This window comes from Bacillus sp. 2CMS4F (assembly GCF_023161785.1).
GTDB lineage: Bacteria > Bacillota > Bacilli > Bacillales > Bacillaceae > Bacillus > Bacillus halotolerans.
The window spans coordinates 21485-36093 of record NZ_JALNTO010000016.1; the positions used below are offsets into that span (position 1 = coordinate 21485).

At 43.2% G+C, this 14609-nt stretch carries 10 protein-coding genes; 6 read left to right on the top strand and 4 right to left on the bottom strand.

What is annotated here, in order from left to right:
* Nucleotides 1–8 precede the first annotated feature (8 nt).
* Nucleotides 9–1868 (top strand): CDP-glycerol glycerophosphotransferase family protein, encoded by a 1860-nt coding sequence (locus MTN95_RS18340; protein ID WP_105954040.1) that lies wholly within the window; start codon nucleotides 9–11, stop codon nucleotides 1866–1868.
* A gap of 42 nt (nucleotides 1869–1910) precedes the next feature.
* Here the strand turns inward: MTN95_RS18340 and MTN95_RS18345 are convergent, their stop codons facing one another.
* Both MTN95_RS18345 and manA read right to left on the bottom strand, forming a co-directional pair.
* Complete coding sequence (locus tag MTN95_RS18345) at nucleotides 1911–4553, bottom strand: glucosaminidase domain-containing protein (RefSeq protein WP_248339621.1); 2643 nt, start codon at nucleotides 4551–4553, stop codon at nucleotides 1911–1913.
* Nucleotides 4554–4683: 130 nt separating this feature from the next.
* Nucleotides 4684–5634 (bottom strand): mannose-6-phosphate isomerase, class I, encoded by a 951-nt coding sequence (gene manA, locus MTN95_RS18350; RefSeq protein WP_248339623.1) that lies wholly within the window; start codon nucleotides 5632–5634, stop codon nucleotides 4684–4686.
* 267 nt (nucleotides 5635–5901) lie between these two features.
* Here manA and gerBA point away from each other — a divergent pair, with 267 nt between their 5' ends.
* From gerBA to MTN95_RS18365, 3 genes are read left to right on the top strand one after another with little or no spacing between them, the layout of a single operon-like run.
* Nucleotides 5902–7353 carry a spore germination protein GerBA gene (gene gerBA / locus MTN95_RS18355; RefSeq protein WP_248339624.1) on the top strand — a complete coding sequence of 484 codons (1452 nt, stop codon included), beginning with the start codon at nucleotides 5902–5904 and terminating at the stop codon, nucleotides 7351–7353.
* Nucleotides 7354–7358: 5 nt separating this feature from the next.
* A complete protein-coding gene (gene gerBB, locus MTN95_RS18360; RefSeq protein ID WP_248339625.1) occupies nucleotides 7359–8465 on the top strand; it encodes a spore germination protein GerBB in 1107 nt (368 codons plus the stop codon).
* Nucleotides 8462–9586 carry a spore germination protein GerBC gene (locus MTN95_RS18365; RefSeq protein WP_248339626.1) on the top strand — a complete coding sequence of 375 codons (1125 nt, stop codon included), beginning with the start codon at nucleotides 8462–8464 and terminating at the stop codon, nucleotides 9584–9586. Before gerBB ends, MTN95_RS18365 begins: the two co-directional genes overlap by 4 nt.
* 46 nt (nucleotides 9587–9632) lie before the next feature.
* Here the strand turns inward: MTN95_RS18365 and MTN95_RS18370 are convergent, their stop codons facing one another.
* On the bottom strand, nucleotides 9633–11006 hold the full coding sequence (locus MTN95_RS18370; protein WP_248339629.1) for a sugar porter family MFS transporter: 1374 nt from the start codon (nucleotides 11004–11006) through the stop codon (nucleotides 9633–9635).
* Nucleotides 11007–11336: 330 nt separating this feature from the next.
* Here MTN95_RS18370 and MTN95_RS18375 point away from each other — a divergent pair, with 330 nt between their 5' ends.
* Both MTN95_RS18375 and MTN95_RS18380 read left to right on the top strand, forming a co-directional pair.
* Nucleotides 11337–12305, top strand: a complete 969-nt coding sequence (locus MTN95_RS18375; RefSeq protein WP_105954047.1) for an LCP family protein — start codon at nucleotides 11337–11339, stop codon at nucleotides 12303–12305.
* 155 nt (nucleotides 12306–12460) lie between these two features.
* Nucleotides 12461–13321 (top strand): Cof-type HAD-IIB family hydrolase, encoded by an 861-nt coding sequence (locus MTN95_RS18380; RefSeq protein ID WP_248339630.1) that lies wholly within the window; start codon nucleotides 12461–12463, stop codon nucleotides 13319–13321.
* Nucleotides 13322–13356: 35 nt separating this feature from the next.
* Here MTN95_RS18380 and MTN95_RS18385 read toward each other — a convergent pair whose 3' ends face one another.
* Nucleotides 13357–14598 (bottom strand): C40 family peptidase, encoded by a 1242-nt coding sequence (locus tag MTN95_RS18385; protein ID WP_227598620.1) that lies wholly within the window; start codon nucleotides 14596–14598, stop codon nucleotides 13357–13359.
* Nucleotides 14599–14609: the final 11 nt, after the last annotated feature.

Below are 14609 nucleotides of genomic sequence, written 5' to 3' on the forward strand. Positions count from 1 at the left end.
GGTACAAAGTGAAGCTTGCCAGAAAGATTAAGAACAGACTTTTCAGATCAAAAAAGAAAGTGAAAAAAGAAAATACAGCTCTGGTCGTTCATCCAACAGACAACAGAGTCTTTTCTCTTTTTGATAAAACGAAGCGTATCGAAGAAAATCAGCAAGTGCCTGTCAGAAAAATTTCTGAGTTTTCTTGGAATGGGTCGATCCTTAAGATTGCGGGTTATATGTATATTAAGGGTTTGCCTCTGCAAAAAGAGGATCAGGTCCGCAAACGTTTATTATTGGTGAACAATGGTGTTTTATTTACAGCTGTTTCGTTGCGCGATTGTCCTGTAGAGCAGTTATCGATCAATACTTCAAATGTGCCTGAAGCCTATAAATGGGCAGGATTTTCACAACAGATTAACTTTTCTAAATTGATGAATGACAAGCCTCTTCCACAAGGCGAGTATAAGCTGTTTCTCGAAATCGAGGCAGTCGATGACCAAAATATCAAACACCAGGAAGTGCACACGGTCGGAAATGTCAGCAGTTTCCTCTCTAATGATGTATATGCGACAAAGATGGAATTTCATTCAGCTAAAAAGCTCATGAAGTTTAATTTGATCGTGAACTATGATGAGAGTGAAAAGACGATTAATTTGTCTTGCAACAAACTGCAGGAAATTGATCCGAGCCTTTTGGAGCTTGATACCGGAAAAGAAGCAAACCGCTTTTTGCGTAAGCTGAATACGAGCTTGTTCCATTTTGCTTATGATGTGTTCCGCCTGCTTCCAATTAAGTCGAACAAGATCGTCTTTGCTTCTGACAGCCGTCTTGATTTAACAGGCAACTTTGAATTTGTTTACGAGGAACTGCTGAAACGGGAAGAAAACTTTGATTTTAAATTTTTCTTAAAGAGCAGCATACGTGACAGAAAAAGCCTGTCTGAACTAATGTCAATGGCTTATCATTTTGCGACTAGCAAGATCATTTTTATAGATGATTTTTATCCGATTATTTATCCGTTAAAAATCCGTAAAAATGCTGATCTTGTCCAGCTGTGGCATGCTGTCGGCGCCTTTAAGACATTCGGCTACAGCCGAATCGGACTGCCGGGAGGACCGTCACCGCATTCGAAAAACCACAGAAACTACACCAAGGTTATTGTCAGCTCTGAAAATATACGGAAGCACTATGCAGAGGGCTTTGGCGTGGACATTGAGAATGTGATTGCTACCGGTGTTCCGCGAACAGACTTCTTCTTTGATGAAGCGAAAAAAGCATTTGTGAAGGAACGTCTTTATACGGAATATCCATTCCTTAAAGATAAGAAGGTTATCCTCTTTGCGCCTACTTTCCGCGGAAATGGACAGCAATCAGCCCATTATCCTTTTGAGGTACTTGATTTTGACCGTCTGTATCATGAATTAAAGGATGAATATATTTTCTTATTTAAAATACATCCGTTCGTTCGGAACGACGCCAATATCCCTTATCAGTACAGCGATTTCTTTTATGATTTCTCTTCTTTCAGAGAAATCAATGAGCTATTGCTTGTGACGGATGTTCTGATTACGGATTATTCTTCAGTATGCTTTGAGTATGCTTTATTAAATAAACCGATGATCTTCTTCAGCTATGATGTTGATGATTATATTCGGAAACGTGATTTCTATTACGATTACTTTGACTTTATCCCAGGCCCGCTTGCGAAAACGTCTGAGCAAATGATTTCTATTATTAAAGAAGAGAAATATAACTTCGATCAAATTGATTCATTTGTACATTATTTCTTTGATGATCTGGATGGGAAAGCAAGTGAACGTGTCATTGATCAAATTGTCTTCCCTCAGGAAGAGGAACCGTTAGAGGATAAAGTTCTTAAAAGATAATAATAAAAACACCTTTTGCCGCGGCAAAAGGTGTTTTTTTATTTATTGATACTCCGGAACATCATAATACAGTGTGTATCCATCCAGTAATGAATACAGGCTGTACATGCGGTTTACTTGTTTGTACGCCCAGCCGATGTCTGTTGCGTATTGGTGTGCAGCTGTGGCTGACCATCTCATCTTGTATAACGTGTCTTGATTGTAGGCTGTGTTATGAATGTAGGATGAGCCTATGAACTTGGCGCCCCCGATAATGGCGGCTTCTGGTGTGAACCAGCCTTGCTCGTATGCGTATTTGGCGCCGTAATAGTTCGGATTGCTATCGTATGCGCCGATTCCGTACATGTTATAAACGGTCCTTCCGTTATAGGTTAAACCATTGGCCAAATCGGATGTCCCGTTGCCTGTTTCAAGGAGAGCATGTGAGATTAAGTATAGCTCGTTGATGCTGTACTTAGTTGCGGCATCGATAAATGCCTTTGCTTTCCCTGTCAGGATGCCTTTGCCCGCAAGCACTTTCTGATTGACCTCGGCAACGCTGAGGCCGGCTGTCTGTGACAGCTTAAGAAATTGGAAGTAGTATTTGCTGTCCTTGGAAAAGTTGTTCGGGTCAACGTATTGTCCTACTTCATCGCTGCTAGCGTTTCTCCACCCCATATTGATTTTAGCCCAGCCGTTTGTCTGGCCGATGATTTTCACTTTATCACCTTTTTTTAATTGGCCGATGACGTTCGTCGGACTGACTGCCGGCGTTGACCGGATGTTGAGTACATCAGCTGTAACCGTTGAGATTGCTGTATTGATATACGCGAGGGATACGTAAGCTGCACCGTCAGTTTGCGGGCTGACTTTCATTTGTTTTTGAACCATATCACGAAGCGAGAGATTATAATTCGTTTTCATGATTTGCGGACCGTTTTTTATTTTTACAGTGGATGATGTCCATCCATATAATTGTTTCAGCTTCGCTGATGCCGCTGAAGCTGCGCTATTGCCTGTGAATTGCTCGTTAAGGCTAATTTTATAAAGCGTGTTGCTTTTGGTCGTGTAGTTCGCGCTTAACTGCTGAGCTTTAAAATAGTTCAGTCCATTGTTCAATGCTGTTTTGCTGCTGAGCTGAGATGTCAGGATTTTGTATTGTGTATATGCTGTCGCGCCTGTTTTCGCGGCTGTGCCAGAGGCGTTATTTTTTTTGAAAAAAGCAAGTACACGATCGATGTCCTCTTGGCTGATGATCGCCTCAGTGGTGATTTGATATTTACTTCCTGCTGTCTGACCCGTTTTTTTGCTTGCGGCTGAAATCTGATTCGATTTAAAGAACGTGATGGCTTCATTGACTTTTGCCGCATCCAGCAGAGATTCAGTTGTAATTTTAAACGTGTTGGCAGTTTGTTTTTTTACTGTTTTTGCTGCAGCACTTAGCTTATTCTTCTTTAAAACGTTCAAACCTTTTGTAACTTTTGCTTGGTCTGTTGTTTCTTCAGAAATGAGCTGATATTGGTTTTCGGCTTTTTTTCCAGTCGCTTTTTTCGTTGCCTTTACTTTTTTCTGTGTGAAGAAGGCCGCAGCTTTGTTGGCCTGCTGCTCACCTAAAATCTGTGCAGTCGTAATTTGATAGGCAGATGACGTTGCCGTTTTTTTCACGGCAGATGACGTGTAATGCCATTTTTTCTTTTTGAAAAATGCGTCGACCTTTTGAAGCTGCTGTTTTGTCAAATTCTTCATGTTTACCGTATATGATGTGCTTTTGCCAACCTTTTGATAATACCCGGACACCCCAGTGTTTTTCTTGATTTGGCTGATGGCGTCCTTCACTGTATTTAGCCCTCTGAAATAAGCCGATTGGACATTGTATACGTCTGCTGTTGTTTTTTGATTGATTGACTTGTAGCTTCCCGTAATTCCGGTACTTTGTTTCAGCTGCTGTAACAAAGTCTTGGCATTGGCTTCACCTGATATAGAGGCTGTTGTAAACGTGTAATAGGCTTGTCCTTTCGCTGTTTCTTTTAATGATGCCTTCAGTCCCGATTCTTTTTGGAATGCGTTTTTGACTTGCGCAGCCTTGCTGTCTCCGATAATAGCGCCTGATTGAATGCTTGTTACAGACACTTCATGAGTAACGGGCTGATACGTGCTTTTTATCCCCGTTTTCTTTGTCAGGCCTTGGATAAGCTCCTTGACCTTCATCTCATCTGCTATTTCCGAGGTAACCACGTTCATGTAAAACTGGGCTGTGCCGGACATCTTCACAGCGCCGGATACCCCTGTTTCCTGCTTAAGTTTGGCCAGCAGGGTGTTGGCCTGTTTTTCACTTGGTATTGCGCCGGACGTGATGGTCATATACGGCTGTTTGCTGCCGACTGGACTGGATGTGCCTGTAATGGCTGTCTGTTTTGTCAGTCCGCTCAGCACGGTTTTAGCTTGTGCTTCGCTATGTATGCCTGTAGCGGTAATTTGGTAGGTTGCTGTTGTGCCTGAAGCCTGATAGGAGGCATCCCAGCCTGTGTCTTTTTCCAATTTGGCGGCGGCCTGAGAGGCTTGGCTTTCTGTACTGAATGTTTTTGCCGGCTCCACCTTATAAATCGAGTAGTCCGTATACGCTGCAGCCTGTGCAGAGCCGGTTATGGTAAAAAAGGCAAGGGACGCGGCGGACAGAAGCATCGGTGCGATTAATCTCTTTTTCATTCCTTCTCCTCTTTCTTATTCAATGAGTATATAAAACTAGTTTATTTATCGGCACGCGTATGCTCTATTTATAGGTCAATCCATTCCATTTTTGAAAAATAAAAAACTTAATCTCTAAGTGAGATTAAGTTTACATGTGTGACACAATCAGTGTGCATGTGCCTTTAATTATGAAGTCGGACATATTGTAAGGCAAAATAAAGTGATCGCCCTTTTTAAGCGGGCATGTTTCTTTTCTATACGTAAGCGAACCGCTTCCTTCTATTACACTGCATATCAAGAAGCTCTCATCCTGCGAAAGCTCAGCCTCTCCATTAATGTCCCATTTATAGACGGAAAAGTATTCCCCTTGGACAAACGTTTTAATTGTTATTCCTTTTCTTGATTCGGTTGATTCGTCTATATATCCGTCCACATGGGGAACGGTCGCCGCGTTAATGGCTTTTGCAAAATGAAGCTCCCTTGGCTTGCCGCTTGTTTCGATACGGTCATAGTCGTAGACCCGATATGTGGCATCTGAATTTTGCTGGGTCTCTAACACAATCGTCCCTTTACATAAAGCGTGTATCGTACCGCTCGGCACATAATAGAAATCACCCGGCTTAATCTTGATTCTTCGCAGCAGGCCTTCCCAGTCACCGCTGTTAATCATTGTGACAAGCTCAGTTTTTGAACGGGCCGTATGTCCGTAAATGATTTCTGCGTTTTCTTTGCAGTCAATAATATACCAGCACTCCGTCTTGCCGAGTTCTCCCTGTTCGTTCTCTCCAGCGTAATAATCATCGGGATGGACTTTAATCGACATATCTTCTTTTACGTCCAGCAGCTTCGTCAGTAACGGGAACCGGTCTCCCTCCACGCCTCCGAACAATTCCCGGTGCTCATCCCAAAGCTCGGTCAATGTCTTTCCTTTATACGGGCCATTCGCAACAGTGCTCGGTCCTTTTGGATGAGCGGAAATGGCCCAGCACTCTCCTGTTGTTTCTGATGGAATGTCATACCCGAAGACATCGCGTAAAGCGGTGCCGCCCCAGATTCTTTCTTTAAACACTGGCTTGAAAAAAATCGGTGATTGCGTCATGATCCGTACCCCTCCCCTTTAAATGGCTGATCATTATTTTCCCGATGCGTGCCCCTTACAAACGCCCCTATGTCTGTCTGCTTTTCAATGACAACATATGTACAAAGCATTATGTATCAATGACCCCTTTTTGAGAAAACGCTTCCTTTTTATTATATCACTTTCACAAGAAGGTTTGTTTCAGCCTTTTCCTTATGAAGAATAATTCTCCTTTTTTGATACAAATTAAGAAAAACCGTCAATATGTTTTTATAAAGGAGAGAAACTATGCAAATCGACTCTGATCTCCAGCGCAATGTAGAAACATTGAAAAAAAAATTGGGGCAAAATGACGATATCATGTTTTATACGTTTTCTTTCGGAGACAGCAGACAGAAGGCTTGCCTGCTGTATATTGACGGTTTGACAGAAAATAAGCTTCTGGCGCAATACGTCATTTCTCCTTTACAAAAAGAAGCGTTAGCTCAAAAAGAAGGCTTGATTGAAGATTTATCAGCATTCTTTTTCGGCTATCATCACAGCGTTGTTTCTACAATAAAAGAAATACAGCAGCTCATTTTTACCGGACATACCATTTTGCTGGCCGATGGTTACAGCGCGGGGCTGGCATTTGATACGAAAACGTTAATGACGCGCAACCTTGAAGAGCCTTCCTCAGAAATCGTGGAACGCGGGCCGAAGATAGGCTTTATTGAAAAACTGCGGACAAACACGGCGCTTTTGCGAGAGCGGACGAGTGACCCTAATCTCGTCATAAAAGAAATGACAATAGGCAAAAGGACGAAAAAAAAGATAGCTGTCGCTTATATTCAGGATATTGCACCTGATTATGTCATAAAAGAAGTGTTTAAACGGCTGAAATCCATCACGACAGATGATTTGCCGGAATCAGGCACACTTGAACAGCTCATTGAAGATGAACCCTTTTCAATCTTTCCCACGATTTTAAGCACAGAACGTCCTGATCGTGTAGAAAGCTCATTGTTAGAAGGACGGGTCTCCATATTAGTAGATGGTACACCATTTGCATTGATTGTACCGGCAACGGTGGATGAATTTATTCATTCACCAGATGATTACAGCCAGCGCTGGATTACAATGTCTCTTATTCGTTTGCTTCGTTATTCAAGCATCCTGATTACCATTTATTTGCCCGGCTTATATATTTCTCTCGTTTCCTTCCACACCGGTCTTTTGCCGACGAGAATGGCCATTTCGATTGCGGGCAGCAGGCTGAATGTGCCCTTTCCGCCTTTTGTCGAAGCCTTTATTATGATATTTACGATAGAACTGATCAGGGAAGCCGGTTTAAGATTGCCAAAACCGATCGGGCAGACGATTGGGCTTATTGGAGGCGTTGTCATTGGACAGGCAGCCGTACAAGCGCAAATCGTCAGCGCACTGATGGTCATAGTTGTATCAATTACCGCATTGGCATCCTTTACCGTTCCTTCATACGCCTTTAACTTTCCGCTGCGGATCATTCGCATTGCGGGCATGATAAGTGCCGCGATGCTTGGCATGTATGGCGTCATCATGGTCTTTCTGTTTGTGATCGGCCACTTGATGCGACTGAAAAGCTTTGGCCAAGATTACATTATTCCCATAATGGCACAGCCCGGACAAGATTTAAAGGACACTGTGATTCGCATGCCTACCCTATTTTTAAAAAGGAGACCTACCCGTAAAGACACAAAAGATAAAATCAGACAAAGGTGATGGCTATGATGCAATCAGAGGACAAGCTTACATTTATGCAGACGCTTATTATGGTAAGCAGTACAATGATCGGTGCCGGTGTCTTAACCCTTCCCCGCTCAGCCGCTGAAACCGAAAGTCCGAGCGGATGGATTATGATCCTGCTTCAGGGCGTTATTTTTATTATTTTTGCTCTGTTATTTTTGCCTTTTCTTCAACGAAACAGCGGGAAAACAATTTTTGAGCTCAACAGCATTGCAGCCGGAAAATTGATCGGTTTCTTTTTGAATTTATTTATTACCCTTTATTTTATCGGTATCGTATGCTTTCAAGCCCGGGTCTTGGGAGAGGTTGTCGCATTCTTTCTATTAAAAAACACGCCGATGGCGGTTGTCGTCATTATTTTTCTGGCAGTTGCCATCTATCATGTGGCCGGAGGCGTTTACCCCATTGCGAAGGTATATGCGTATATCTTTCCTGTTACTATTATTATTTTTCTGATGCTTCTGATGTTTAGCTTTCGTTTGTTTCAGTTAGATTTTATCCGACCCGTATTTGAAGGCGGCTATCAAAGTTTTTTCTCTTTATTTCCTAAAACTCTTTTATATTTTTCAGGATTTGAAGTCATTTTTTATCTCATTCCCTTTATGAAAGATCCGAAGAAGGTTAAAAAAGCTGTCGCTTTGGGCATTGCAACCTCAACTGTTTTCTACAGCATTACTTTGTTTATTGTCATTGGCTGTATGAGTGTGGCTGAAGCTAAAACAGTGACGTGGCCGACCATTTCACTCATCCACGCATTAGAAATCCCAGGGATTTTTATTGAACGATTTGACCTGTTTTTACAATTGACTTGGACAGCTCAGCAATTTGCATGTATGCTCGGCTCCTTTAAAGGCGCGCATATCGGATTAACAGATGTCTTTCACCTAAAAAATAAAAACAATCCGTGGCTGCTTGCTGCACTGCTGGCTGTTACATTTTTCTTCACAATGCTTCCTGACGATCTTAATGCCGTGTTTTATTACGGTTCACTTCTCGGATATGCATTTTTAGGTGTCATTATCATACCATTTCTCATCTGGTTTTTGAGCTGGGTACAGAAGAAGCTGGGGAGGGGGCAGCTGCAATGAAGACAATAATAAAGCTCGCAGCAATGGTTCTGATGCTGCAGCTGCTTTGCGGATGCTGGGATGTCAAAAATATTGAAAAACTGTCTTTCGCCAGGGGACTTGCAATCGATGAAACTGATGACCATCAGTATAAATTAACCTATCAAAACCTTCTTCCCCAAAGTGAAGACAGCCAAGCATCAGGAAAACCGGAATTTGTCAATGTGACCTCCCGCGGGAAAACCATTCTCGAAGCGGTCAGTGATGTATCCATCAAGGACCCTCCTATCTATAGCGATCATTTGAAAGTGATTCTTTTGGGAGAAAAGCTAATGAAAAATCAAAATATGGATCAATTGTTCAACCATTTTATCCGGGATGATGAGCTGAGGAGAAGCAGCTATTTGATGGCAGCCAAAGGAGAAGCTGGAGAAATTTTCACGGAAGGAAGTCCAAATCAGCAGCTGCCGATGCCTTCCGAAAAGCTGATTGATCTGACAAATAACAGCGGATATAACGGGAAAATTATGATGCCGCTTCGGATCGGAAGAGCTTCTATCTATTGCCAAAACGGCTACAGTTTTCTCATTCAAGCCGTGAAAAACCAAAAGGGAAAAGCAAAGTATGACGGGGCTGGCATTATTAAAAGCGGCAGCAATAAACTCGTCGGATTTCTTTCAGCGGATGAAACACAAGCGCTGACATGGGTAATGGGGACGATCCAAGGCGGCGTCATGCCGGCGGAAGAAAAAGGATCTCCGATTACATTTGAGATTAAGAAGTCCAAATCAAAAATCAAACCTGCCATTCAGAATGGAAAGCCTGTCTTTCATATTTCTGTCAAAACAACAGGCATTCTGACAGAAGATCAAAGTCCAAGAGAAAATTCTTTTAGCGAGAGCTATTTGCGTAAGCTGGAAAACATTTTTGAGAAAAAGCTGAAACACGATATCAAGCAGATTATGGATCAGCTGCAGCATACGTATAAAGCAGACCCTATCTTTTTATCTGACTACGTTCGGATTCAATACCCGGATTACTGGAATAAAGTAAAAGGGCATTGGGATGAAACGTTCACTGAGGCAGAGTTCACATACGATATTTCGTTCAAAATCATTAATTTTGGAACAGTTGGGAGGTAAGCAGCAAAAAGGGTGCGCCTGTTGGCAGCACCCTTTTGAATATGATTTACGTTCCCGCTGTCTGCTGTTTACCTGGCGATCCTCCCTGGCCGTTTTTATCGCGCAAATCCTGCTCGATTTCTTCAAGGCTTTTTCCTTTCGTCTCTGTTACTTTAAACCGGACAAATAGAAACGCCATAATGCCGATCGCAGCATAAATCAGAAATAAATAGCTGATGCCGATGGCTTCCATTAAAATTGGATAGGTTAGTGAAACAATCAAAGTTCCAGCGTGCAGCATCAAGGTGGAGACTCCAGTCCCGATGCCTCTCACATGAAGCGGAAATAGTTCAGGAAGCATCACCCAGACAACCGGGCCCCAGCTGACGGCAAACACAACGATAAACACGCCTAAGCAAATGACTGTCGTCCATGATGCGGCCGGGGTGTTATCGAAAAAGAGATTCACCATAGCCAGGACGATCAAGCTGATCACCATGCCGGCATTCCCGAATAACAGCAGCGGCTTTCTTCCAACTTTATCAATGATTTTAATGGCGAGAAGAGTCATAAGAACATTCACTGTTCCGATACCGACCGTTCCTAAAATAGAGGCGGAGTTTCCGAACCCGACGTTTGTAAAGGTCTTCGGCGCATAATAAATGATTGTGTTCGTACCGATAAATTGCTGCAGAAACGCCAGTCCCAATCCGGCAATCAGCGCCGGGCGCACCCACGGATCGAACAGCTCCTTCAGACCGCCTTCGTCCTCTTTTTCCGCTTCTTTAATATCATGGATTTCCTGATCAATATCCTTTGTTCCCCGCAACCTTTGAAGAACTTTCTTCGCTTTGTCCTCTTCACCATTTGTAAACAGCCAGCGCGGGCTCTCAGGCATAAACAAAATACCAATGAGCAGGAGCAATGAGGGTACGGCAGCCAATCCAAGCATCCAGCGCCACGCTTCCGCATCGGCAAATATGTAATTGACGATATAGGAAAGCAGGATACCGACCGTAATCATCAGCTGGTTGAGGGACGACAGCGCACCCCGTTTCTCTTTTGGCGCCAGCTCAGACAAATACAGCGGCACGATCGTTGTCGATGTTCCGACTGCCAGTCCCAGAATGATTCTAAAGAGCACCATCACTCCTGTATTTGGCGCAAGCGCAACTCCCAATCCTCCTATACAAAACAGCAGCGCGGCAGCCATAATCGCTTTTTTCCTGCCAAAACGGTCCGTCAGCTTGCCAGCCGCTCCGGAACCGAGTATCGCTCCGATTAATAAAGAGCTGACAACAAGTCCCTCTGTAAAGGCGTTGAGGCCTAAATCCTTTTTCATAAATAAAATGGCTCCCGAAATGACGCCGGTATCATAGCCGTACAAAGCGCCACCAAGAGCGCCGAAAAAATAAAGCCATATATTTGACTGCTTCTTCATAGAAATGACTCCCTTTCTCCAATCAGTGATCCAATGGTACTGTCCACGGAGTTTTTTAGAAATCTTTTAGCCTATTTTTCCGGCAAATAAACCTATGCAGACGTACAGACATCTAATATCCATTAATTTACTGGCGTTTTTTTCAACTGCACCGAAACATTTTTTTCCCCAGCGGCGTCCAATAGAAGGTGATTCAGCACATCATCATCAATCTCTAAAAACAAAAACATATAAATATAGGAATTTTTATCGAATATTGTCTTATCGGCAGTTGCCCTATGGCAAAATGAATGGTACGCTTCAAATATTAATGAAACGTGAGGTATTGATATGGAAGAACGATCACAACATAAGAAGAAAAAGAGACGCCTAAGAAAATGGGTGAAATTATTAGCCGGTGTAATGGCTTTTCTCATCATTGCCGCAGGTTCTGTCGGCACATACGCTTATGTCAAACTGAACAACGCTTCTAAAGAAGCTCACGTCAGTCTTGCCCGCGGAGAACAATCTGTAAAACGGATTAAAGAGTTTGATCCTGGAAAGGATTCTTTCTCTGTATTGCTCTTAGGTATTGATGCCAGGGAGAAAAACGGTGAGACGGTAGACCAGGCCAGAAGTGATGCGAATGTACTGATTACCTTTAACCGCAAAGAAAAAACAGCCAAAATGCTGAGCATTCCGCGCGATGCCTATGTGAATATTCCAGGCCATGGCTATGATAAGTTTACGCATGCCCACGCCTATGGCGGCGTAGATCTAAGTGTGAAAACAGTTGAAGAAATGTTTGATATTCCCGTTGATTATGTAGTCGAAAGCAACTTCACTGCGTTTGAAGACGTGGTAAATGAGCTGAATGGCGTTACAGTCAACGTAAAAAGCGATAAAGTCATCCAGCAAATTAAAAAGGATACAAAAGGAAAAGTTGTCCTTCAACAAGGCACACACACGCTTGATGGAGAGGAAGCGCTGGCTTACGTAAGAACACGTAAAGCTGACAGTGACCTTTTACGCGGACAAAGACAAATGGAAGTGCTGAAAGCCATTATCGATAAATCAAAATCACTTAGCTCCATTCCGGCTTATGATGATATTGTGGATACAATGGGAGAAAACTTAAAAATGAATCTATCTCTTAAAGATGCCATTGGCTTGTTCCCGTTTATCACTTCACTGAAGTCGGTTGAATCCATCCAGCTGACAGGCTATGACTATGAGCCTGGCGGCGTCTACTATTTCAGATTGAATCAGGAAAAACTGCAGGAAGTGAAAGAAGAGCTGCAAAACGATTTAGGTGTATAATGAACGGGATGGCGTGCAGCCATCCCGTTTTACATATTTCATTGTTGAAAAATAGGTTCGTAAGGTTTAGCCTTGTCCTATATGGTTTATGTTTCGTATGAAAGCTGAACATACTACACGAAGCAGCTTCATTATTAAGGAGGTTTCCCCTACATATGAAATTAATAGCGATTGATTTAGACGGAACATTGCTGAATAAGGAAAGCAGCATTTCTAATGAAAACAGAGCGGCTATCAAGCGGGCGCTTGATGCGGGTATCCTCGTTACCATTTGCACAGGAAGAGCAACGTTTGATGTTAAAGCGCTGCTGGAAGGCTTGGATATCCCTATCATCGCGGCAAATGGCGGAACGGTTCATGACAAAGGCTACCGCCTGATCAGCCGGACATTAATGGATCAAGAGGCCGGCAAAGCGATCGCTGATTACCTGCTCTCAAAAAATATTTACTTCGAGGTCTATACAGATGACCATCTGCTTTCTCCTTTTGACGGCGAATCTAAGCTTCAAGCAGAGCTTGACATTTTAAGGAGCGCCAATCCAGATGAAAACATGGATGAATTGTGGAAAGGGGCCATGACCCAGTTCAAGCAGTTCGGCATCAAACCGATCCCGCATATCGAATCGATTTTCGACGGCAGCGAAAACATTTACAAGCTCCTTTGCTTCTCCTTTGATATGGAAAAACTGAGACATGCGAAGGAAGAACTGAAGCATCATAAAAAACTGGCGCAAACCTCTTCAGGAAAGCACATTATCGAAATTCTCCCAGCCTCTTCCGGCAAAGGGCGCGCGCTGACTGAGCTTGCCGGCAAATACGGAATTGAGGCGCAAGATATCTATGCGATTGGTGACAGTCCGAATGATTTATCCATGTTCGAAGTGGCAGGACACCGAATCGCCATGGAAAATGCGATTGATGAACTGAAAGAAAAAAGCACTTACGTGACGAAAAGCAATGATGAAAATGGTGTGGCCCACTTTATAGATCAGCTTCTATCCGGCCAATATGCATAAAGAAAAGACTCCAGAGATTCTGGAGTCTTTGTTTTTTATTGCACCCGAATACTTCCCGCGTATTTATCTTTCCAATACTTGCTCGTATTCATATTGGTAATGGTTACACCGTTTGTTAATGTGACATGAACGACTTGGCCATTTCCGATATAGATGGCCGGGTTTAAGCTTGTTGATTGGAAAAAGACAATGTCTCCCGGTTTCAGGTCAGCCTTATCAACCTTTGTTCCCGCTTTATACTGGCTCGTCGCGTATCGGGGCAGTGAAATGCCTGCCGCTTTCTGGTAAACATATTGGATAAAGCCAGAAGTATCAAATCCTGTTTCTGGAGAAACCCCGCCCTTTTTGTAAGGAACTTCCCCGATATAGAGCGTCGCCTCCGACACAATCGGATTTTCTTTCGGAATCGTCAGGTTGTTAAACCGGCGGATGCCTGTCATCTTAGATTTCCAATAATCCTCTGATAAGTAAGAAATGGTTACTTTTTCAGATCGGCTCGCCTGAATGAACCTTCCGCCTCCTGCATAAATGCCGGCATGCGAAATTCCTGTTTTATACGTATTGCTGAAATAGATGACATCACCGGGTTTAATGTTCTGAAGCGCCACCTTCTCGCCTACTGCCCACTGCTGCTCTGCTGATCTCGGCAGATAGATGTCAAGCGCCTGTTTAAAGACATATTGCACAAGCCCTGAGCAATCGAAGCCCTCTGACGGTGTGCTTCCGCCAAAAACGTACGGAATGCCGAGGTATTTTTCGGCCTCCTGCACAACAGCCACATCAGCAGTCTCCGGATCGGCAGCGACTCGTTTCGCTCCAATGTAAGAGCCGCTCCAATAGCTGCTTTTTTTGTAGTTTGTGACGATAACCCCTTTTGATAGGGTGCTGTGAATCATTTGCCCGTCTCCAATGTAAAGAGCGGCGTGTGTCGGTGCAGTCCCGCTGCTTCCCTCTTTTTTGAAAAATAAAATATCACCTGGTTTTAGATCTGCCGGCTTTACTGCCGTTCCGACTTTTGACTGGTCGTTCACAGATCTCGGCAGATGAATATCAGCCTGACCGAAAACATATTGAATCAATCCAGATGAATCGAAGCCTTCTTTCGGTGTTTCACCGCCGTATCTATACTTATACCCAAGCAGTTTCTTTGCTTCACTGATGATCAGGTCAGATTTTGCATCAGCCTCCGCAATATCCGCTTTTGTCATAATAGGAACCAAAAAACAAATCATAACGGCCACAAGCAAAAACTTCTTCCAGTTTGCCAGTGTGTTCACTTTTATTATCT

Coding starts and splice junctions, on each gene's coding strand:
- MTN95_RS18345 (WP_248339621.1), bottom strand. CDS start 4,553: ATGAAAAAGAGATTAATCGCACCGATGCTTCTGTCCGCCGCGTCCCTT.
- MTN95_RS18370 (WP_248339629.1), bottom strand. CDS start 11,006: ATGAAGAAGCAGTCAAATATATGGCTTTATTTTTTCGGCGCTCTTGGT.
- gerBB (WP_248339625.1), top strand. CDS start 7,359: ATGATGCAATCAGAGGACAAGCTTACATTTATGCAGACGCTTATTATG.
- gerBA (WP_248339624.1), top strand. CDS start 5,902: ATGCAAATCGACTCTGATCTCCAGCGCAATGTAGAAACATTGAAAAAA.
- MTN95_RS18365 (WP_248339626.1), top strand. CDS start 8,462: ATGAAGACAATAATAAAGCTCGCAGCAATGGTTCTGATGCTGCAGCTG.
- MTN95_RS18375 (WP_105954047.1), top strand. CDS start 11,337: ATGGAAGAACGATCACAACATAAGAAGAAAAAGAGACGCCTAAGAAAA.
- manA (WP_248339623.1), bottom strand. CDS start 5,634: ATGACGCAATCACCGATTTTTTTCAAGCCAGTGTTTAAAGAAAGAATC.
- MTN95_RS18380 (WP_248339630.1), top strand. CDS start 12,461: ATGAAATTAATAGCGATTGATTTAGACGGAACATTGCTGAATAAGGAA.